The following is a 22,775-nucleotide window of genomic DNA, read 5'->3' on the forward strand; positions in this document are numbered from 1 at the left end:
AAGAAGTATTTATCTTTTATAGCTTTGTAGTGCCTGCATATAGCTTGAACGTTCATATGCATCGCGGTTGCTTGTATGCTCTAGTGAGATACTCCCTATCATCTGCTCTACTGATGAATACTCTTTTTCTTCCATCCAGCGCTCTAAGTCTTGTAAGACTCTAGTAATGTGACCTTCACCGTCTTGAAGCAGTGCAGAAGCCATCTGAACAGCATTTGCCCCACTCATTAAAGCTTTTAATACATCTTCATACTCATGTACACCCGTAGATGCACAAAGTGAAGCGTCAAGTTTGTTATAAAGAATACTATTCCATCTTAAAGTCTCACTTAGTCTGCTGGAGTATGTCAAATTTGCACGTTGAATTGGACTTAGATTTTCCAAATCAATATCAACGCGCACAGGGTTATCAAAAAGCACCAAGCCCGATGCACCAGCTTCAACAAGCTGATAAGCCATATTTGCAGGCGCACTGAAATACGGATTCATCTTAACACTTACAGGCAGGGAACAAGAACTGCATACATCTTTTACAACATCTACATACAACTGTTCTACCGCATCTGGTTTCATATTTAAGTCGGTAGGTATGTATGTAATGTTAAGCTCAATCGCATCTGCACCAGCTTCTTCAAAACGTTTTACATACTTTATCCATCCACCGCTACTTACACCGTTTATACTGGCGATTACAGGAATATCTACACTTTTCTTTATACGAGAGAGCTCGTCTATATGTTGTTGTGCATCTATGTTGTTAAAACTTCCGGTTTCTGGTAAAAAATCTAACGCTTCTGCATAGCTTTCATTATTTGCATAAAGGAAATGATCAAGCGCCAGACTCTCATGGTTTATCTGCTCTTCAAATAGTGAGTGCATAACAACTGCAGCCGCACCTGCATCTTCAAGTCTTAAAATGCTCTCTACACTTGTTGTCAAAGGAGATGCTCCCGCAATTATAGGGTTTTTCAAATCTAGATTCATATACTTTGTTTGTAAATTCATATCTCATCTCCTGTTACATGTCTTTTTTCAAACTCGTTTACAAGGTTTGTATAACGATTATACTGTGCCTGAGCATGTGCACCTGCATCATGCAAGAACTGTTTTGCATCATCTATATTCATCTTCTCAACCATTTTAAAGCGTGTCTCGTTGTACATAAACTCTTTTACACCTACTTTTGGCTCTTTATAGTCAAGTGTAAGCGGATTTTTACCCTCATCACGTAGATCAGGGTTATATCTAAATATAGGCCAAATACCGCTATCTACTGCAAGCTTTTGCTGATTCATCCCATAGCGCAAGTCATAACCGTGTGCAACACAGTGTGAATAAGCTATGATGATCGATGGTCCATCATAACTCTCCGCTTCCATAAAAGCTTTTACAGTCTGCTTATCACTTGCTCCCATAGCTACTTTAGCTACATACACGTTCTCATAAGCGATCGCCATCATTGCCAAGTCTTTTGGCATCTGAGCTTTTCCGTTTGCTGCAAATTTTGCAACAGCTCCAGTAAGTGTCGCTTTAGATTGTTGTCCGCCAGTGTTTGAATAAACCTGAGTATCAAGTACCAAAATGTTTACATTGCGTCCGCTTGCAAGCACATGGTCAAGACCTCCGTAACCAATGTCATATGCCCAGCCGTCACCGCCCATGATCCAGACAGATTTTTTAACCAAGTAATCTGAGAGTTCCTCAAGACGTTTTGCTTCATCACCATCAATTGCTTTGAGGCTCTCTTTTAATTCTGCGACGAAATCGCGCTGTTTGTAGATATCACCCTCTTCTTTCTGTGGATTTTCAAGTATATTATTAACAAGCTTTTCATCCAGTTTATCTTTAAGTGCTACAAGCAACTCTTTTGCCTGCTCACTATGCTTGTCTACCGTAAGCCTAAATCCCAGTCCAAACTCCGCATTGTCTTCAAAAAGTGAATTTGACCATGCAGGTCCACGACCTTCTTTGTCTTTTCTCCATGGAGTTGTTGGAAGATTACCGCCGTAAATAGATGAACATCCTGTTGCATTTGCTATAAGCATTCGATCACCAAAAAGTTGAGAAGCAAGTTTCACATAAGGTGTTTCGCCACAACCAGGACACGCTCCTGAGAATTCAAAAAGAGGTTCTAAAAACTGACTCTCTTTAACCTTGGAGTGATCAAACTTACTTCTATCCATCTGAGGAAGATTTAAAAAATAATCCCACTGCTGTGCTCCACTCTCACGAAGAGGAAGTTGTGGGGCCATATTGATCGCTTTTAAATTCGTTTGCGATTTGTTTTTTGCCGGACACACCTCAACACAAAGCGCACATCCCGTACAATCTTCAACCGCTACTGAGATCATAAACTGATCATCATCTCCAAACTCTTTACCTTTGGCTTTAACAAACGAGAAAGCTTTTGGAGCATCTTGAAGCTGGGACGAATCTACAACTTTTGATCTAATTACAGAGTGTGGACATACAAGTACACACTTGTTACACTGAATACAAACATCACTGTCCCATACAGGTACCTCTTGAGCGATATTTCGTTTTTCAAATTCAGTTGTTCCGGTTGGCCAGGTACCATCATCCGGCATTGCACTAACTGGAAGCTCATCACCTTTGTTTTCTATTATTTTTTTAGTTACGTTTTCTACAAACTCACTGTACTTACCTTTGATGATCGGCTGCATCTGAGTATTGCCTTGTGGTGACTGAGGCACGTCAACTTCAAAAAGATTCTCTAAGGTATTCTCAACGGCTTGAAAGTTCATAGCGACTATCTGCTCACTTTTATGTCCGTATGTTTTTTTGATAGCACCTTTTATTTTTTCAATAGCCTCATCTCGCTCCAATATGCCCGATATTGCGAAAAAACATGTCTGCATTATTGTGTTTATACGTGAACCCATACCTGACTTTTTGGCAACAGAATATGCATCTATGGCATAAAACTTTAATTTGTTCTCAATAATATGCTTTTGCGCATCTACAGGAAGTCTTGCAAACACTTCATCTTTTGCAAAAGGCGTGTTTAGTAAAAATGTACCTTCAGTTTTTATGTTTGAGAGAATGTCAAACTTCTCCATAAATACACTCTGATGGCACGCCACAAAATCAGCCTGTTGGATCAGATAAGTTGAATGTATGGGGCGTGGACCAAAACGCAGGTGCGATGTTGTCATTGAACCTGATTTTTTAGAATCGTACACAAAATAACCCTGCGCGAAATTATCTGTCTCTTCACCTATAATCTTAATCGAATTTTTATTCGCACCAACTGTTCCATCTGATCCAAGACCGTAAAAAAGTGCTTCAATAGTGTCGTCATCTTTTATGATAAAACTTTTATCATACTCTATACTCGTATTTGTCACATCATCATTTATACCGACTGTGAAATGTTTTTTAGGTGATTTTTTTGTAAGCTCATTAAAAAGCCCTCTAATCATTGCAGGTGTAAACTCTTTTGATGAAAGCCCAAAACGCCCCGCTGTAACGATCGGCATATTAAACGGCAGTTTGCCTTCACAATTGAGTTCAAATAATGCTGTAATAACATCATGGTATAAAGGCTCCGCTTGTGAACCTGATTCTTTTGTGCGATCAAGCACTGCAATGGCTTTAACACTTTTTGGAAGTGCATTTGCAAATGCCTCTTTAGCAAACGGCAGTGCCAGACGTACTTTAATTACGCCTACTTTTTCGCCTTGACTTGAGAGATGTTCACAATACTCATGTGCAGCTTCTGCACCCGAACCCATCAAAACTATAACTTTTTCAGCCTCAGAGTGACCTACATAATCAAACAAGTTGTATTGTCTGCCTGTAAGTGAAGCAAACAGATCCATCTGCTCTTGCAGTATAGCAGGAAGTGCTTTATAGTATTTGTTTACACTCTCACGCCCTTGAAAATATACATCAGGGTTTTGTGATGTACCTCTGATTATTGGTTTATCAGGTGTCATCGCCCTGCTTCTATGGGCTGAGACAAGTTCATCTTTGATCATTGCTTTTAATACGGTCTCATCAAGCAGTTCAACTTTTGACACCTCATGGGATGTGCGAAATCCGTCAAAAAAGTGTAAAAAAGGTATTCGCGAATGAAGTGAAGCAGCTTGAGAGATTAAAGCAAAATCGTGTGCCTCTTGAACGGAGTTTGAACTAAAAAGTGCGAAACCAGTTTGACGAACACCCATAACGTCTTGATGATCACCAAAAATTGAAAGCGCCTGCGCAGCTAATGAACGGGCAGCTACATGAAAAACCGCAGGAGTAAGCTCACCTGCAATTTTATACATATTAGGGATCATTAACAAAAGACCTTGAGAAGCGGTAAATGTCGTAGTTAAAGCACCACTTTGGAGTGCACCATGCACAGCACCCGAAGCCCCACCCTCACTTTGCATCTCCATAACTTCAGGAATAGTTCCAAAAATATTTTTCTCATTCCTAGCAGAGTATATATCACTAAGTTCACCCATAGGAGAAGATGGAGTAATCGGATATATTGCAATAACTTCATTTATTTTATGGGCTACACGAGCAACAGCTTCATTTCCATCAATCATCACATATTTAGGCATTGAACTACTCCTTGGTTTAAACAATAATACTTATACACCATTATACATAAATCATCAGAAAATATTATAATTTATGATTTATACCCCATAAAGCCTATCTTTTATAGTACTTTTTCTAACTTGCACTTATTAAATAAATAGGTATAATGTTTATATAATTAATTATTTTTGGGGATTTAATTATGGGGACAATACTAAAAATACTTCTGGCTTCACTTCTTGCTTCTTCGCTATTTGGTTTTGACAATAAATTTTCTTCTTTTGGATATTTTCGTTTGCAGAGCTCTTTTGATGATGATAAACAAACAACTTGTTTTAAAGCTCCTGGTGCAGGGAGTAAATACCGTTTAGGTAACGAGTGTGAAACATGGCTGGAGCTTGGTATTGCTCAAGATGTGGTATTTGAAAACGATATTAAAATCCACAACCAGGTAAGACCAGTATTCTTCGGTGAAAACAACAAGAACATTGACTATGTTCGTTTTGATGAAGCATACAGTGAAGTTTTCAACCTGTTTGACAACAGTGTTTCATTTTGGATCGGTAGAAAATTTTATAAACGATATGAAGATCATATGAATGACTATTTTTTCCTAAATATGAGTGGGACAGGTATAGGTATGAGCGACCTGCAAGTCGGTGGGTATAAACTCTCATATAGTTATATGGTTGAGGATATTAATCCTGAGAATGTTTTAGGTGAGGAAACGACAAGATTTGATAGTCATGATTTTCGAGTACAGGAAGATTATGACAGAGGTAATCTTGTTCTGTTTTTAAACTATATGCATATCTCTAAAAAAAGATTTAATGCCACTCAGTCAATCTCTTCAAATGATGGATATGCACTTGGTTTGCTATATACAGACAAAGAGATATTTCAAAGTCTATTTGATATGAAAGGTGATAGTACGACGGGTATTTTTTACGGTCGTGGAGCTTCAAAAAGTGCAGGTTTACAAGCACCTTTTTTACAAGATTCTCTTATAGAAGAGATGATCGATAAAAACGTAAATATAGAGAGTGCCAAAACTATCCGCTTTATAAACTACAACACATTTGAAAACGATATTTTTGGAATTATGAGCAACTTTGTATATGAACGTAAAGATGATACTCAGCTAACAAATACAAAGCAGGAATGGACCTCTTTTGGTTTGCGTCCATACTGGTTTTTTCATAAAAACTCACGCGTTGTTTTAGAGGGTGGATATGACAATGTGAAAAATCTTGTCACGGATAAAAATTACTCACTTACAAAACTGACTTCTGCCCTTGAATTTGCATTTGACAAGGGTATTTGGGAGAGACCAGTTGTTCGTATATACTACACGTATGCAGATTGGTCAGACAGCTCTGTTGGTTTAGTTGGCGGTGATTATTATATTAATAAAAATAATGGGTATAATACAGGTATACAAATAGAATATTGGTGGTAGAGGGGAAAGTGGTGTTAAGAACTTATTTTTTTAAGGTTTTAGTATTATTAAGTGTTGTTTTTTCATATAACTTACCAGCAGATCAGCCAATAAAACATAACAACAAAGAGATTGTTTACATTGTATCTGACACAAGAATACCTTTTTGGTCCATTATGGCTAAAGGTGTTGAGTCAAAAGCAAAAGAGCTAGGTTATGGATTTTCACTTTACACAGCTGATAATATATTAAAAAAAGAGCTGCAAAACACGGTTAAAACCATTAAACAAAAACCTGCAGGAGTTATACTCTCACCGACAAACTCTTCCTCAGCAGTAACTATTTTAAAACTTTTAAAAAATGCGAACATACCGGTTGTGATCTCAGACATCGGGACTGACAGCGGGGAATATGTATCTTTTATCTCTTCAAACAATGAGCAGGGTGCCTATGATATAGGAAGAGTTTTAACAAAAGAGATGAAGAAACGCGGTCTTGATTACGGGACTGTAGGAATTATATCTATCCCTCAAACACGTGAAAACGGTAAAGCAAGAACACAAGGATTTATGAGAGCTTTAAACGAAGCCGATATAAAAGCTTCAAATCTATACCAGCAAGTTGATTTTTCATATAAAGAAACATATGACTTTTCTATGGAACTGATACATAACGACCCAAATCTTCGTGCCATATGGCTTCAAGGATCTGACAGATATAAAGGTGCACTAGACGCTATTAAAAAAGCCGGGAAAAAAGGAAAAATTCTGCTTATATGTTTTGATGCAGAACCTATCTTTTTAGAACTTATTCCAAATGGTGTACTTGTAGGTGCAGCGATGCAGCAACCGTTTTTAATGGGTGAGAAAGCTGTTGAGAGTCTAGATGCACATCTGAACTCACTAGATGTCGCGCGTAAACAACAGCTCCCTATTTTAGCTATATCTAAAGAGAATATAAAAGAAAACCTAAAAACAATACATAGAAATGTTTTAGGTTTGAATGCAAAAAAATGACAGGGATATTTGTAAATGCCGTTTAAGTACAACACATCGATCTATTTAACTCTTGCACTAACCATAATGTTTACCGTTATGTTAGTATTGGCAGTTCATACAAGAGCAAGTTATGTTGAACTTAAATCAAAAGCCGTAGTAGAGATGAAGAAGAACTCATCAAAAACTATAGAGCTTCTAACAAAAAATATCTCAGATGATATAGAATCTTATGCAGTTAACGATTACGATAAAATCGTAGGTAACGAGATGAAACTATCTCAACATCTTGCTATTATAGTTAAAGACTATAATATGGGTGAAATACTTGGAAGTAAAGTATACATAAGCGGGAAAATAAGAAAAAGTACGAACATAATTGTTGATTATGACCAAAACAACCTTGAACACACTGAGCTTGTAAGAAAAGCTTTCTTCAAACAAAGTAAAGATATACTCTCTTCACATGGAAAGGTCATAGGAAATATCACTGTTTATATATCTGATAGATATCTGCAAAGTAAATTAAACGAACTAATCAAAGATTCAATCTTAGAATTTTTCCTAATCGGTACAGTATTGGCTATAGCACTTTTTATAACTATGTATCTCTTTATCGTAAAACCGATATCAGACATCTCATATATCTTAACAAAACAAGACGAGGACGGAATTCCTACTGATCCTTTAAGTTTAAACGGACCAAAAGAGGTCTCAAGACTTGCACAAACAATAAACTATATGCTTGACTCTATAAAAAAATCAAGACTAAAAATTGATATGCAGAATAAAGAACTGATCAACGAGCGTGATAGGTTTGAGCTGGCAGTAGACGGTACGCAAGACGGTTTATGGGACTGGGATATGCAAAATGACATAGTCACTTTTTCAGATAGATTTTACGAAATGCTAGGATATGAAAAAAACGAGATTATACAGACGGCAGAAGGATGGAATAAACTTGTCCATCCTGAAGATCTAAAAGATTCAAATCAAGTATTAAGAGATTACTTAAATGACCAAGGCAGGTATAAATATGAAAATACTTTTAGAATGCTTACAAAAGATGGAGAATATATTTGGATAACAAGTAGAGGAAAAGCTTTATTTAACGATGATGGCACCCCAGTACGTTTTGTAGGTTTTATAACAGATATAACTTCACAGGTTTTACATAATGAGGAACTTGATTATACAGCTAAACACGATATGCTTACAGACCTTCCAAACAGGTTCTTATTTACAGAATATATTCAAACACTCTTGAATAATACACAAGAAAATAAAACACATATGGCTTTATTATATATAGACCTGGACGGATTTAAAGAGATCAACGATGAGTTCGGTCATGTTATAGGGGATTCTATACTTATACACGTAGCGCAAAAAATAAAAAATATTCTGCGTAAAGAGGATTTTGTCGCTAGACTCGGCGGAGATGAGTTTATTGTAGCTGTTTCAAATTTGGAGAGTACAAATAATGTAGTCCCTATGTTAAATAAGTTTCTAGATACTATTAGACAAAAAGTGGAAAACCCAAAAGATAAAAATGAATCTTTACATATGACTGCAAGTATCGGTGTTACATTTTACCCTCAAAATAAAGAGATAGGACCGGAAGCTCTTCTTCGTCAAGCAGATCAGGCAATGTATGATGCTAAAAACCTTGGTAAAAACCAGTATCACATCTTTAATATAGACAGTGACATGGCTAACAAAGAACATCTACACATAATACAAGATTTTGAACAATCTCTAATAAGTAACGATTTTATACTCTATTATCAACCAAAAGTAGATATGCGTACAAATAAAATTTATGGGTTTGAAACTCTTTTAAGATGGCAGCATCCGACAAAAGGTCTTCTTTTCCCTGATGAGTTTTTACCGTATGTTAACCCTCAAAAAGAGTTGATGTTAAATTTGGGAGAGTGGGTGATCAGCAATGCCTTTGCTCAGTTTTCTAAATGGAAAGAAGCTGGCTATGATTTTGATCTGAGTATAAACATCAGTGCACATGAATTTAAAGAGACAAAAACATTTGCACTTCTAAAATCATTACTTAAACAATATCCAAATATTTCACCTAAAGATGTGGAATTCGAAATACTAGAAACTCATGCTTTTGATGACATTTCACAAGCAAACAAAATGATAAGCACTTTCCAAGAGTTAGGTTTTAACATAGCTTTAGATGATTTTGGTACCGGTTATTCGACACTTACTTACCTAAAAGATCTAAGCGTTAATACTCTCAAAATAGATAAAAGCTTTGTAATGGATATGCTTCATGATCGTGCAAGCCTCTCAATTCTCGAAGCTACAATAGCACTTGCGGAAGCTTTTAGATGCGATGTTATTGCTGAGGGTGTTGAGAGTGTAGAACACGGGAATGTTTTAATACAGCTTGGCTGTTACAAAGCTCAAGGTTACGTGCTTTCAAAACCTATGCCTTCATATGAAGTAGAAACTTGGCTTACATCTTTTCAAGGGCATGATATATGGGAGCAAAACTCTAAAAAACTCTTTCACGAGCACTCATCATTATATGCAATAGTTGAACATAAACAGTGGGTAAAAAACCTACAAGAACATATAAAAAATCCAGATATCTACCCTACTATTCCTGAACTGGATGATCATAGATGTAACTTTCACGAATGGTTATACAATGACGCTAAAAAACATTTTTCAAAAAAAGTGATTGAAAAAATAGATAATATGCATGTTAAACTTCATGCAGAGGCTAGAAATGCGCTAAGCGCTCATGGCAAAAAAAGAGAAGAACTTCTTAATGAGATGCTAAATACTCATAAAGAGATAATAGAAACTATACAATCACAAAACAGTATGTAAAATAATGAACATACTACTATCTACACTCAATTCAAGATATACTCACAGCTCTTTAGCTCTGAGATATATCTATGCCAATTTAAAAGAGTTTCAAAAAAACTCTCAAATTTTAGAATTTAGCATAAACGATGCCCTTCAAAGTGTTGCGGAAAAACTGCTGGATGAAAAACCTGATGTTATAGCGCTGGGGGTATATATTTGGAATGCTTCAGAGATCAAAGAGCTGGTCCATATTATTAAAAAAGTATCACCGGAGACGATCATAGTTTTAGGCGGTCCGGAAGTATCTCACGAACCTTTTAGGGTTGACTTTTCAGATTCAGACTACATAGTTCAGGGCGAAGGTGAACTTGCTTTTTATGAGTTGTGTAAGGAGATAAAAAATTCTCCAAGTACTCTTGAAAAAACAAAAATCATAAAACAGAGTATGCCAAATCTAAAAGAGGTAAATCTGCCGTATGAATATTACACTGATGAAGATATTCAAAACAGATATATATATGTTGAGATTTCACGCGGATGTCCTTTTGAATGTGAGTTTTGTTTATCTTCCATTGATGAGCGTGTACGAACATTTGATATAGAAAAAACACTGCAAGAGTTTCAAAAACTGTGGGACAGGGGTGCAAGAAACTTTAAATTCGTGGACAGAACTTTCAATATAAACATAAAAACCGCAAATATAATACTCGACTTTTTTTTAGAGAAACAACCACCTTATTTTGCACACTTTGAAGTTATACCAGATCACTTTCCAAGTTCTATAAAAGAGAAAATAAAAAGTTTTCCTCATGGAGCACTACAACTGGAAATTGGTATACAGACACTTAATCTGGATGTTGCAAAAAATATATCGAGAAATCTGAAGTTAGATAAGATCAAAGAGAATATAGCTTTTTTGGAAAATGATACAGATGCCCATATACACCTTGATCTTATTGTCGGTCTTCCGGGTGAGACGCTTGAGAGGTTTGGAAAGAATTTAGATGAGTTAGTGGGTCTTAGTTCTTGTGAGATCCAAATAGGTATATTAAAAAAACTCTCGGGTACATATATAAACAGACACGATATAGAACATGGGATGATCTATAGTGAATACCCGCCCTACGATATATTAAAAAACAACCTTTTATCTTTTAAAGATATACAAATTATGAAACGATTTGCCAGATTTTGGGACATTACCTATAACAGCGGAAACTTTAAAAATACTATGAAACTTTTATGGAAAAATGAGAGTGTTTATGAGAACTTTTACAAGTTTTCCTTATGGATATATGAGCAAACAGATTCAACATATAAGATCTCTTTAATTAGGATGGGTGAACTTTTGTTCATATATCTAAAAGATATTAAAAAACTCCCTGCAAAAGGCATTGCAGAGCACATGCTTGAAGATATGATGAAACTAAAAGGTCGCTCAATTCCAAGCTATTTAAAACCATATGCTGATGGTTTTAATGTCCAAGCAAAAAATGGTACATCAGGATTTAATAAACGACAACACTAAATCCGCTATAATTAAATATGATTTTGAGAAGTATAGTTTTAATATTTTTATTATTTTCTATTACCTATGCTAAAGAGCCTTATGTTGATAACGTTACACTAAAAAAGATAGAACAAAAATACAAAATGTTTGCGAAAAAAAGATTTTTTTTCCAACAACAAACTTTTGACGGTGTTGAAAAAGCAACAGATATGGAAAAGCTTCACGCCGTAAATGAATTTTATAACGGCGTTAGGTATGCACCCGATATAAAGGTGTACAATACAAAAGACTATTGGGCTACTCCATATGAGTTTTTAGGCAAAGACAGAGGCGACTGTGAAGACTATGTTATTGCAAAATATTTTGCACTAAAATATCTTGGTGTTGATACAAAAAAAATGTTTTTTACCTATGTTAGATCAACTAAATTTAAAGCACCGCATATGGTTTTAACTTACTTTAAAACTCCAAGAAGCGAACCTTTGATTCTTGATAATACTAACCGTAGAATATTCCCTGCATCAAAAAGAAAAGACCTTATCCCGATCTACAACTTTAACGGAGATTCTTTGTATAAAGCGAGTACAACCGGAACGGGTAAAAAAGTGGAACAAAAAAAATCTCACAAAAAGTGGGATCAACTTCTAAAAAATATGAAAGAGAGAAAAATATAATGAAAAAAAATATTCTAATATCTGGGCTTGTAGCCACTTCAATGGTTATTTTTAGCGGATGTGCTTCAAAAATGGAGGCTCCTCAAAACTCCGGCTTTTTTAACTGCTATGAAGCTTTTAACAATACTTCTAAGTTTATAGGCGATACGACAGAGTTGTCTAAGTATAAAAAAGTATACGTAGAAGATGTAATAGTTATATCTGCCATAGATGATAAAGAACAAACTCAGTCACAAAAAAATCTTTACAAAGAGATCTCAAAATATGCTACTTCAAGACTAAAAGAAGCACTGGAGTTTAAAAACAGTGACAAAAAATCAAATAACACTCTTGTCTTAAGCGGTGCAATCTCTGCATCTGAGGTACATTTTGAAGATAAAAACTGGAACCAACTTTCACCTTTAGCACTTGGAATTACTGTAGTCTCTTTAAATGCTTACTTGGATGAATCAGCACGTTTAGTCGGTGAGTACAGCTTAGATGCAGAAAATAAAACATTAGCGAGATCACTAAAACTGATAAAAGAGATCCCTATATCTCTAAACGATGATTTTTTAACATTAGATGATCTAAAGAAACCTATTGATGCATGGGTAGAAAACGTGGCATCTGAGATCAACAAAGGAATTAAATAATGAAAAAAATACTACTTCTTTTAATTACGTCTGTAATGATTCTATCTGCAGAGAGTTTAAAAATAGGATCTGATATACAGATGTTAAACAGTTATGATTTTGAGACTCCAAAGTCGCGCAAGATGAAAGTGCCTCTAAATACAAAAATGGTACTTATAGCGTTTGATAAAGATACCGGTGCACTTGTAAATGAGTACCTATCTACTAAAAATAAATACTTTTTACAAAAACAAAAAGCTATTTTTATTGCAGATATCAACAGAATGCCCACAGTTATAACTAATATGTTCGCACTTCCGAAACTAAGAAAGTACAAACACCTGATCTATCTTCACTATGGTGAAAAATTTCAAAACGATGTCCCAAAACAGGATGAAAAAATCAGCGTAATAAAATTTGAAAACAACCAGGTAAAAAGTATCTCTTTCATCTCTACAGAAGATGAACTCTCGAAGGTATTTTAAGGATGATCGCACTTAGAGCTTTAAGTAAAAACAAATTCAAAAGTCTTTTAATCTTTTTATCAATAACTATAGCTGTAAGTGCTATTTTTTTAATATCTTCAATATCTCAAGGCGTAATCGGAATGTTCTCAAGCATGATCAAAACTGATGGGGATATCATTGTTACACAAAAAGGTATAGCCGATACTTTCTTTTCAAACATAGATATAGATCTTAGAAAACAAATAGATGAGTTTGAAGATGCAAAATCAAGTTATGCAGTTATAGTAGGGGCTTCTCCAGTTGGAGCTATTCCAATAGCCGGTATTTACGGTGTTACAAAGAATCATCTTGATTATTACAAACTTTATGAAGGAAAATACCCACAAGAGGGTGAAGTTATCATAGGGGAAAATATAGCTAAGCAAATCAAAGATGAGAGTGTAAAAATTGGGAATCAGCACTATAAGATATCCGGTAAATTCTCAAGTGAGATAGGGTTTGAGCAAGGCGGTGTTATTATGAACATAGAAGATGCCGGAAAACTTTTTAACCGTTCAGCTTCATATATACTTGTCTCATCTAAAGACCCAAACAAAACAGAGACTCTGCAAGAACAGATCTCAAAACTAAGTGAAGATATCGAAGTAAAAACAACTCAAAGCTTTGTAGATGAATACAACCAGTTTAAGATCATAGAAAACTCATCGCTTGTTATCTCTACACTGGCATACGTTATGGGTCTAATGGGAATTGGTTCTGTAATGAGTATGATTGTAAACTCTCGAAAAGAGGAGTTTGGAATTATGCGTGCACTTGGAAAAAGCAGGTTTTTCATTGTTAAAAACCTCTTTTTTGAAGGTGTTATCATGGGTGTTGCTGCATATGTTTTTGCACTGCTTTTAAGTGTATCTATTTTGGAGATAATTCCACATATAGAGACACTTCAAGGTTATGTTGATGGCTCAATTGATCTAACAATGGCGCTTTATGTGTTTGCTTCGACTATAACTATGGCTATCATGGGTTCAATTCTTCCTGCATATATAGCTGCTAAAACAGACCCAATAATTCTGATCAATCAAGGATGTGCATGATTGAATTAAAAAACATATCTCATTTTTATGAGCAAAACGAACAAGTCCTACACGACATCTCTCTTAAAATAGATGAGGGTGAATTTTTATTTTTATCTGGTGAGAGCGGAAGCGGTAAATCAACTCTGCTCTCAATTCTTTCAACCCTTTTGAAACCAAGTGAAGGTGAGCTTTTTTTAGATAAAACAAATGTAAATGATATTCAAAACATAGATATTTTCAGATCAGATAAAATAGGTTTTGTATTTCAGTTTCATTTTCTTATAAACTATCTAAACGTTTATGAAAACATCGCTTTAGCTGCAAAAGATGAGTTTAAACAAGATATTAACTCTTTGTTGGAAAAGCTTGGTATACTTGAGTTATCAAAAAGATATCCAAATGAGATCTCAGGCGGTCAACGTCAACGCGTAGCACTTGCTCGCTCACTTATAAATAAACCCAAAATAATATTTGCGGATGAGCCTACTGGGAGTTTGGATTCTAAAAACTCTAAAATTGTTTACGAACTTCTAAAAAATGCTTCCGATGCAGGAACTACGGTTGTTGTAGCTTCCCATGATGCGGCCATTGAGAAATACGCAACAAGAACTATAAAGATGATTGATGGAAAAATTTAATTCACTAGTAAATAAAATAATCCCTGTGTGGGTATGGATATTTTTCATATCCGTTCTTGTGGGTGCTGTATATGCGGCTCAGCTTCTAGGATTTGGAATTTTAAATGATACTCTGCTAAATCCTGTAACTACAAGAAGCCTTCATATTACACTTATGCTTTATGGGCCTATAATGCTAGGTCTTTCACTTCTTCCGTTTGCACTTTTTGCAAAAGACGGCCTTAACCTAGACAATGCAGAGAAATACTTAAAAAACTACTTCTTTTTATGGCATCTATTTTTGTTTATGGCAGGTATATCACTTCTTTTAGGAGCTCAGCGAGGACTCGCATTTTACGATTTTGCGTATGAGTTAAACTTTCTACTTGCATCCAGCGGTATTTTTTATATTATCGCTATTTTCAAAACTATTAAACAATACAAAATAGAGCCTCTTTGGGTAAAAGTATCAAAAGCTGTTCTTTTTGCAGCACCTGTTGCACTTGTAATACTTATGAATCCGGTTATCGGTCAAGTTGAAGCAACGATCAGCGGACCTCACGGGGACAATACTTTGGGAATGAGTTTTACTCTTATTCCACTCTTTTATCTTATGATTAAGCTTCATTCTAACGATGAGATAAAACCAAGACTGCACATACTATGGATAATTCCTCTAGTAGGCTATATAGCTTCTGTTGCACATAGAATTTTCATAGGTGAACTTTCATATAACCAAGAGTGGTTTTTTCAGTGGCTGACATTTTTCTATGCACCTATTTTATATATATGGTATAAAGATGCAAAACTAAGTCTAAAATCACATCCATACCTCATCATATCAATCTGGGCGTTTTTGTTTGTAATGATCGAAGGCAATATTCTGTTTGTACCTGAGCTAAGATGGTTGTTTCACAGAAATGATCTAATTGTAGCTCATGCACACGTTGCCATAGGTCTTGGAATATTTTTTATGTCTTTAAGTATAATCAGCTATTTTTACAAATTTCCTAAAAAACTTATACATGCCTGGAGTTATGTAATAGCTCTGATCTTTTTCCCACTTAGTATTTCAGGTTTTGCACAAGCAGGTTTTATGGATATCTCTATTGATACTTTTTGGTGGCTAAGATTATCTGCCGGAATTTTGGCACTTGGAGCTATTTTATACTTTATATATAAAAAATTATCTCTAATAAAACCGGATCTACTACAGTTTTACCATCTAGGTGGTTTTGCATCTGACGGGCTTGGTGCAGTTATACTTATTCTTTTTGCACCTCAATTGTTTGAATTTTTAGGGTTTAGCTTTTCGCCACATTATTACTTAGTATTTGGTTTTATGGGCTTTGTAGGAATCCTGCATCTAATTGGAGCAACAAAACACTCTCACTTTCTAGGTGATATGACATCTCACGCACGTATAATTACAGGGACAATATTTTTCTCGCTTTTTTATATCTCTAGTTTAGATGCATTAGCCCTACTTGTAGGATTTTATGATCTCTCATATGCACTTATCTATATGTTATGGATCAAAAACAGATGATAAACTCTATAGCACTTACTTTACTTTTAGGATTTGAACTTAGTTTTTATCTTTTGATCGTTCAAACCGGTATAACGGAGCATTTTCACTCAGACTTAGTAGCTCTATCTCCACTTTTTATAGGTGGAGTATCCGGAACTATAATTGCCGGTATAGATTGGGGTAAATTAAACAATCCAATACATAAGATTATAATAGCCCTGAGTTTCCAGCTTGTTTTATCATTTTTCTATCCGTTTTATAACCCTTTTACACTTTTTTTACTTGGCTTATCAATAGGTATGATGGCTCCACTTGGTATATATCTTTTTAAACAGCATCAACAGCGTGAACTCTTTTTCGCACTTGCTATAGCTTATATGATTGGAACATATAACTTTACATCTATTGCAGAAGACAGGATGACTTTGGCGATTATTTTTTCAGCTATTGTGCTAATTAGTGCTCTGACACTTAGAAATTTTGAAATTGAAAAAGTAGCTGAAACACACTATAAAATTGCGACTTTTGTACCGTTGGTATTGTGGATCTTACTTGATTCAAACCTGTTTGAGACTCTATCAAGGCATGATTATATAAATATTTGGGATAAATATACATATACAATTATGTTTTTTCATCTCCTGGGTCTTGTAGCTGCATACTTTGTCAAAATTAAAGAGAAGTGGCAACATCTTATTATATTTCTACTATTCACTATAAGCTATACATTGTCTTATTTAGAGGTACCACTAATTCTAGCTATAGTTTACCCGTTTGTGATCTCTTATTACAATGTTATTATCTTTACATCCCTTACAAAACTAACCAGTCTAAAAGAGTTGTCTTTAGTTATGGTATTTGTAGGATGGATAGCATCCGGAAGTGGTTTGGCACTTGCACTATCTGGGTTACTACATTAGTGCTATAATAATAAATTCTCATTCAAAAGGATATACCATGAAGTTTTTAATTTTTTCAATGTTGCTTGGAGCCTCTCTAATTGCAGGAGATCTACAAGTAAAAAGCGGTTCTGTATCAGCATTAACAGGTGTTCTTGGAGACTCTAAAGTTGATCCAAAATTTGATTCAATAAATGCTAAGTTATCAATGGACGGTGATGATCTTAAATCTATTCGCGGGACTATAAGCGTAGAGATGGCTAAGTTTAAAAGCGAAAATGCAGATAGAGATGAAAATATGCATGAAACACTAGAGAGTGAAAAATTTGCGATGAGCAACTATACAATCAACGGTGTTGAAGCTACAGAATCTCCTGATACTTATGTATTAAAAGGTGAGCTTGAGCTTCATGGTGTCATAAGACCACTTGATTTTAATGCAAAGATCACACAAGATGATAGTACAGTCAGTATTGATGCAAAAACACAGATCAATGTTGAAGACTATAAGATCGACATGCCTTGTTTACTTGGCTTTACAATGTGTGTAGATGAAAACGTAAATATAGACGGTGTCGTTGTTTTAAATAAAAACTGATTATCAAACACTATTAAGCAAGATGTTGATAAAATGACTTCTAATATATAAAAAATTTACCAGGACTAGCGTATGACACTCTTCAAACAAATAGCAATGATGTTATCGGTCTTTTTAATTATCCTACTATCGACTGTTTTAGTTCTAAATTTTCAAAGTGCTAATGACAGCGTGCAAAAAAGATTGTTTGAAGATGCAAAAAATACGGCTAGCTCACTTAGTTTGTCACTTGGAAGTGCAAACGGTGATATCACTATGATGTCTACTATGATAAATGCGAACTTTGACAGTGGTAATTATCAGTTTATATCTTTAGAAGATATTGATGGCAGTGTTTTGTTTAAACGCGAGGGTGATATAAGAGCTATTGATATTCCTGAGTGGTTCGTTAATCTTATAAACATAAAAGCTCCTGTTGCAAGTGCAAATGTTTCTGCAGGATGGAGTCCTATCGGTATTTTATATGTACAAAGCGACGTATCTTACGCTCAGGTTCAACTCTATTCTGTTCTTAAAAGCCTTCTAATATCTTTTATTATTTTAGCTACTATCGGTTTAGTAATTTTAAACCTGCTTATACACGCTGTGCTAAAACCATTAAAACAAGTTCAACTACAAGCTGAGGCTGTTTCTAGAAACGAGTTTATTACACAAACTAATATCCCAAAAACAAAAGAGTTTAAAGATGTTGTGGTTGGAATGAACACTATGGTTCACAAAGTTAAAGTTATGTTTGATAAGGGTAATGAAGAGCTAAAGCGTCAAAAAGAGTTAGAATATATAGACCCTGCGACAAAATTAAGAAACAGAAAATACCTTATAGACAAACTGCCTGAATATTTAAAAATAGATGCTTCATCAAAAGGTGGAATCCATATGATGATCGCACTCTCTGGTGTAGTAGAAGCAAATGAAAAAATAGGACACAGAGATGTGGATGCACTCTTTATCTCTATGGCTGATATTTTTAAGGCTCATGCCAATAACTACTTTAACTCAATTGTAGCTCGTATGAACGGTACGGAGTTTTCTATACTTTTACCTGATTGTGAAAGTGAAGACGGTTTAGACTTAGCTCAGGGTATAAGTGCCTCTGTTAATGAAGCTATAGAAGATGCAGGGCTTGATACGGCAGAAACTTATATCTCAATAGGACTTTACGAGTATAACTATACACAAAACACTGGTCAACTTCTATCTTTATCTGATAACGCTCTGGCAAAAGCAAAATTTAACGATTCTAAGATCCATTTAGAGCATGCTGAAGATGCTACAGAAGTTATGGGTAAAGATGCATGGCGCGAGATCATCCATAAAGCTATAGAAGACAACGGCTTTGAATTTTTATCTTATAAAGCAGTTGATGCTAAAACAAAAAAAGATGTCCATAATGCTCTTAGTATCTCAATGAATTCCGATGGAAAAACTTACTATTTCGGTCAGTTTATGGCTCCGGCAAATCAAGCAGGTTTAGGAAATGATATATATAAAAAAATCATGAGTATGATGTTTACACAACCGGATATGAGACTTAAAGGTTCTACTTGTTCGCTTAGACTTCCTTATGACTTTTTATATCCAAAAGATACATATGATCATATGGTTGAACTATTTTCTAAATACGCTTCAAATCTTCCGTTTAAACTAATTATTGAGATGCCTGATAAATTAATAGCTCAAAATTCAGAATCAATAAAACTATACAAAGAACTACTTGAAAAATACGGTTTTGAAATGGCTGTATTTGAGTTTATCGGTGAGAGCAGTGATTATAAGTATTTACAAGACTTGCGCCCTGCATATATAAAAGGTGAAGCTGATTACTATATAAATCAAAGTGAACAAAGCTTATCTGCGCTTAGACTTATTACAGACTCTGTAGGGATTGAACTTATCGCTACGGGAGTTATGAATATGGATACTTTAAAAGAATTAGAGAAAAAAGATATTCATATAATTCAGGGACGTGCTACAGAAGCACTTGAGCGTTAAGTAAAGTACGACTCGTTTAGAGCATTTAGACGCCTATGAGATGCGTCTATTACCTTTATAAGCTCATTTGTAGTTGTTTGTAATTCACTAAAATACAGTTTTGCTTTATCTAACTCCATTTGTGATATTTTTTTATTACCTACCAACTTTGATAAAAGGCCTTTTTTATTCTCATGTTCATAAAATATTTCATATATTTTATGATACTCCAGATGCCATTTTGAATGCAAGTTTTCTAGATTTTCAAAAAACTGAGTACCCAGCATACTTTTAAGCCTTTTATCGCCGTAAAACCATGTACCAAAACCACATTCCGTTCGTGATATAAGTAGTAATGCATCTTCAAAATTTCCATTTATGCGTCTGTTAACTTTATCCATTCTATCTAAGTGGGATTTTTTTGCTACAAGTATCGCTTCCAATGTTTCATTTTTATTCATCTTTAATAAACTTTAAAAAAAAATTTTATATCATATATATAATTATTACATAAAAACATTAATTTTGTGTAACATAAATAAATATAGAGGAATTCGAATGCCAACACCTACCAACAATGAGATTAAATTAGATCCTAAAAGATATATTGTTTCAAAAACTGATACCAAAGGTATTATAGAGTATGGAAACGACTATTTCGTAGAAGTAGCGGGATACAGTGAAACAGAACTTATAGGGAAACCTCATTCAATAGTACGACATCCGGATATGCCGAAAATTGTTTTTAAAATGATGTGGGATCGCATTCAAAAAGGTAGAAATATTTTAGCCGTAGTAAAAAACATGGCTAAAAGCGGTGACCACTACTGGGTTGTTACAGAGTTTGAACCAAAGCGCGATACGATGAGTGATGAGATCATATCCCACACCGCATTCAGAAAAGCTGCACCTCAAAAAGCTATTGATACTATGATTCCGATATATGCAAAACTTATTGAGATAGAAAAAGACGGCGGTATGGAAGCAAGTGAAAAATACTTAAGAGGATACCTAGAAGAAAACAACGTTACATATGATGAGTTTATAAATAAAGTCGTAGGTAATAGCGGTATTTTTAAAATATTTTTTAAAACTATGAAAAAAATATTTTCATAAGACTCCGTATACATCAGCCCTTTGAATTATCTCTTTTGCATAAGGGCTCATTGTTTTAACTTCACCCATTGCACCACCAAGGTTTATAACTGCATCTGAAGCCTCTAGAAGGCTTTTAGCATCTTTATACTCCTCTTTAGTTACCTTATATATCTCATGTACTAAATCTATCTGTGATGGGTGTATGACAGTCTTTGTAAAAAGCCCCTCTTTAAGATCTCGTTTTAGATCTTTTATAAATCCATCTTTATCTTTAAAACAAGGATACACTCCTCCGCTAACTGCAAATCCTTTACTTTTAAATACACAAAGGAAGTTGCCTATTACTGATGAACAAACGGCATAGTCAAATATACTATATTCACAAGTTCGTTTCATTCCAAGCTGTCTAAGCATATCTTCTAGTCCAAAACGAATCAGTATTACACGATCTTTATATTCTGTTATTTTTTTTCTCAGTACTTTGAGATCATCTGTTTCAAATAATTCTTTTCCTTCAATGGAAGGCATAAAATTGTGTTTAGTGTTTTTTAGAAGATCTAAGTATTGATCTGCATTGTCTAGTGAAAATTTCGGAAGTATAAAACCATCAACTTTATCTATATTTTTATATGAAAGAAACTCTTTTAAAGTGTTTGGATCATTTGGGCGTATAAATACCGAAAGAGAATTTTTTTGATAGTTTTTAAGTGTATCTTTTATGATTTGTTTTGCATATAAAAGATCATCTTCACTGATCCCGTCTTCTGCATCAATAACTATACTTTTTAAATTTGGATATTTTTCTTGAGTTAAAATTTGTTGGAGATTTTTATGGGTACTTGGTACAAAGAGTGTTGCACCAAGCTTAACATACTCAATCATAATTAGATTGGAAGTACTCTTATTTTTTGAGAAAGCTTCTCTTTTAGAGTTGATTCGATCGCATACAGTGTACCTGTAGTTGAACTTGAACAACCGTTACATGCACCAAGATAGCGAATATATACGTCTATATGTTCATCATTTGCTTTAATATCGATAACTTCCATATTACCGCCGTCCATAACTAGAAACTGACGTACACTCTCATCAATAACTGCATCGATCGCTTTGATCTGCTGAACAAGTGTCATAGTTTCAAAATCACCGCTTGTCCCTGCATCAGCAGCAGCTTTCATTTTCTCTTCATCCATCTCACGGCGTACATCTGCTAATATATCTACTAAGTAGTAATCTTTTGCCTCATGTCCACCTGGTTTAATACATGATTTACAAAAACCACCAGCTTTTGTATAGTCAGTTATCTGCTCAACAGTAGTAAGATCATTAAGTTTAATAACCTCTTGAACAGTTTTAAGAGATACCCTTGCACATTCACAAATGATGATCTCTTCTTCAAAACTCTCAGAGTCTACACCAAGATACATACCTGCTGCTTTTTTAATTACATCGTAAGCCATAACCGAACAGTGCATTTTTTGAGGCGGAACAGCAGGAACATCAGGAGTATCACGAAGTGCCATCTCAACATCAATGTTTGTAATTTTTACAGCTTCTTGTACTGTTTTACCGATACAAAGCTCAGTCATAACATCACTTGAAGCGATAGCAGTACCGCAACCGAAAGATTTAAATTTAGAATCTATAATCTTGTCTGTTTTTGGATCAACTTCCCAGTAAAGTCTTACGGCATCACCACAACTCTCAGCTCCAAAATCTGCAACTATAAGTTTATTTCCGCGTTTATCAACATCTTCTTGAAAAATTTCACCCTGATGCTGAGGGTTGTTCATAAGTGTAGTTACTTTGTTTGAATATGCATCCCAAAGTGACTCACCAAATAGATCTGCTCTTGCCATAATTTTTTTCCTTTAATTTATTTCTTTATA

At 34.8% G+C, this 22,775-nt stretch carries 19 protein-coding genes; 14 read left to right on the forward strand and 5 right to left on the reverse strand.

The genetic code is table 11. From position 1 onward, the window contains the following. Positions 1 to 9: 9 nt before the first annotated feature. Together ABZA65_RS10625 and nifJ are read right to left on the reverse strand one after the other, a co-directional pair. Positions 10 to 1,005: a dihydroorotate dehydrogenase-like protein gene (locus ABZA65_RS10625; protein WP_373073442.1), complete on the reverse strand. Its 996-nt coding sequence runs from the start codon at positions 1,003 to 1,005 to the stop codon at positions 10 to 12. Beyond that, positions 1,002 to 4,577, reverse strand: coding sequence for a pyruvate:ferredoxin (flavodoxin) oxidoreductase (gene nifJ / locus ABZA65_RS10630; protein WP_373073444.1), 3,576 nt, complete (start codon positions 4,575 to 4,577; stop codon positions 1,002 to 1,004). Before nifJ ends, ABZA65_RS10625 begins: the two co-directional genes overlap by 4 nt. A 182-nt stretch (positions 4,578 to 4,759) precedes the next feature. Here nifJ and ABZA65_RS10635 point away from each other — a divergent pair, with 182 nt between their 5' ends. From ABZA65_RS10635 to ABZA65_RS10695, 13 genes are all read left to right on the forward strand, one after another. Then, a complete protein-coding gene (locus ABZA65_RS10635) occupies positions 4,760 to 6,016 on the forward strand; it encodes a carbohydrate porin (RefSeq protein WP_373073446.1) in 1,257 nt (418 codons plus the stop codon). An 11-nt stretch (positions 6,017 to 6,027) separates the two neighbouring features. Continuing rightward, positions 6,028 to 7,011: a substrate-binding domain-containing protein gene (locus ABZA65_RS10640; protein WP_373073448.1), complete on the forward strand. Its 984-nt coding sequence runs from the start codon at positions 6,028 to 6,030 to the stop codon at positions 7,009 to 7,011. A gap of 15 nt (positions 7,012 to 7,026) precedes the next feature. Then, positions 7,027 to 9,849, forward strand: coding sequence for an EAL domain-containing protein (locus ABZA65_RS10645; RefSeq protein ID WP_373073450.1), 2,823 nt, complete (start codon positions 7,027 to 7,029; stop codon positions 9,847 to 9,849). Positions 9,850 to 9,853: 4 nt separating this feature from the next. Beyond that, the gene (locus ABZA65_RS10650) at positions 9,854 to 11,359 is read left to right on the forward strand and encodes a DUF4080 domain-containing protein (RefSeq protein WP_373073452.1); all 1,506 of its coding nucleotides are present in this window, start codon (positions 9,854 to 9,856) and stop codon (positions 11,357 to 11,359) included. 17 nt (positions 11,360 to 11,376) lie between these two features. Continuing rightward, entirely contained in the window at positions 11,377 to 12,015 is a 639-nt protein-coding gene (locus ABZA65_RS10655; RefSeq protein WP_373073454.1) for a transglutaminase-like cysteine peptidase, read from the forward strand. Further along, complete coding sequence (locus ABZA65_RS10660) at positions 12,015 to 12,650, forward strand: hypothetical protein (RefSeq protein WP_373073455.1); 636 nt, start codon at positions 12,015 to 12,017, stop codon at positions 12,648 to 12,650. Before ABZA65_RS10655 ends, ABZA65_RS10660 begins: the two co-directional genes overlap by 1 nt. Beyond that, positions 12,650 to 13,114 (forward strand): hypothetical protein, encoded by a 465-nt coding sequence (locus tag ABZA65_RS10665; protein ID WP_373073457.1) that lies wholly within the window; start codon positions 12,650 to 12,652, stop codon positions 13,112 to 13,114. Before ABZA65_RS10660 ends, ABZA65_RS10665 begins: the two co-directional genes overlap by 1 nt. A gap of 2 nt (positions 13,115 to 13,116) precedes the next feature. Then, positions 13,117 to 14,190, forward strand: a complete 1,074-nt coding sequence (locus ABZA65_RS10670) for an ABC transporter permease (protein WP_373073459.1) — start codon at positions 13,117 to 13,119, stop codon at positions 14,188 to 14,190. Further along, positions 14,187 to 14,810 carry an ABC transporter ATP-binding protein gene (locus ABZA65_RS10675; protein WP_373073461.1) on the forward strand — a complete coding sequence of 208 codons (624 nt, stop codon included), beginning with the start codon at positions 14,187 to 14,189 and terminating at the stop codon, positions 14,808 to 14,810. Before ABZA65_RS10670 ends, ABZA65_RS10675 begins: the two co-directional genes overlap by 4 nt. Continuing rightward, positions 14,797 to 16,338, forward strand: a complete 1,542-nt coding sequence (locus ABZA65_RS10680) for a hypothetical protein (RefSeq protein ID WP_373073463.1) — start codon at positions 14,797 to 14,799, stop codon at positions 16,336 to 16,338. The genes ABZA65_RS10675 and ABZA65_RS10680 overlap by 14 nt, the downstream gene beginning before the upstream one ends. Continuing rightward, complete coding sequence (locus ABZA65_RS10685) at positions 16,335 to 17,240, forward strand: hypothetical protein (protein ID WP_373073465.1); 906 nt, start codon at positions 16,335 to 16,337, stop codon at positions 17,238 to 17,240. The genes ABZA65_RS10680 and ABZA65_RS10685 overlap by 4 nt, the downstream gene beginning before the upstream one ends. Before the next feature lie 37 nt (positions 17,241 to 17,277). After that, positions 17,278 to 17,817 carry a YceI family protein gene (locus ABZA65_RS10690; RefSeq protein ID WP_373073467.1) on the forward strand — a complete coding sequence of 180 codons (540 nt, stop codon included), beginning with the start codon at positions 17,278 to 17,280 and terminating at the stop codon, positions 17,815 to 17,817. A gap of 72 nt (positions 17,818 to 17,889) precedes the next feature. Beyond that, positions 17,890 to 19,809, forward strand: coding sequence for a LapD/MoxY N-terminal periplasmic domain-containing protein (locus ABZA65_RS10695; RefSeq protein ID WP_373073469.1), 1,920 nt, complete (start codon positions 17,890 to 17,892; stop codon positions 19,807 to 19,809). On the opposite strand, the gene ABZA65_RS10700 is transcribed toward ABZA65_RS10695, so the two are convergent. Further along, positions 19,806 to 20,249 (reverse strand): CZB domain-containing protein, encoded by a 444-nt coding sequence (locus ABZA65_RS10700; RefSeq protein WP_373073471.1) that lies wholly within the window; start codon positions 20,247 to 20,249, stop codon positions 19,806 to 19,808. The genes ABZA65_RS10695 and ABZA65_RS10700 overlap by 4 nt on opposite strands. 97 nt (positions 20,250 to 20,346) lie before the next feature. Between ABZA65_RS10700 and ABZA65_RS10705 the strand changes: the two genes are divergently transcribed. After that, positions 20,347 to 20,904: a PAS domain-containing protein gene (locus ABZA65_RS10705; protein ID WP_373073473.1), complete on the forward strand. Its 558-nt coding sequence runs from the start codon at positions 20,347 to 20,349 to the stop codon at positions 20,902 to 20,904. On the opposite strand, the gene ABZA65_RS10710 is transcribed toward ABZA65_RS10705, so the two are convergent. Beyond that, positions 20,899 to 21,768, reverse strand: coding sequence for an HpcH/HpaI aldolase/citrate lyase family protein (locus ABZA65_RS10710; protein ID WP_373073475.1), 870 nt, complete (start codon positions 21,766 to 21,768; stop codon positions 20,899 to 20,901). The two genes, ABZA65_RS10705 and ABZA65_RS10710, sit on opposite strands and share 6 nt — an antisense overlap. Before the next feature lie 2 nt (positions 21,769 to 21,770). Then, positions 21,771 to 22,745, reverse strand: coding sequence for an iron-sulfur cluster assembly scaffold protein (locus ABZA65_RS10715; RefSeq protein ID WP_373073477.1), 975 nt, complete (start codon positions 22,743 to 22,745; stop codon positions 21,771 to 21,773). Positions 22,746 to 22,775: the final 30 nt, after the last annotated feature.

Source organism: Sulfurimonas sp., from assembly GCF_041583195.1.
Taxonomy (GTDB): domain Bacteria; phylum Campylobacterota; class Campylobacteria; order Campylobacterales; family Sulfurimonadaceae; genus Sulfurimonas.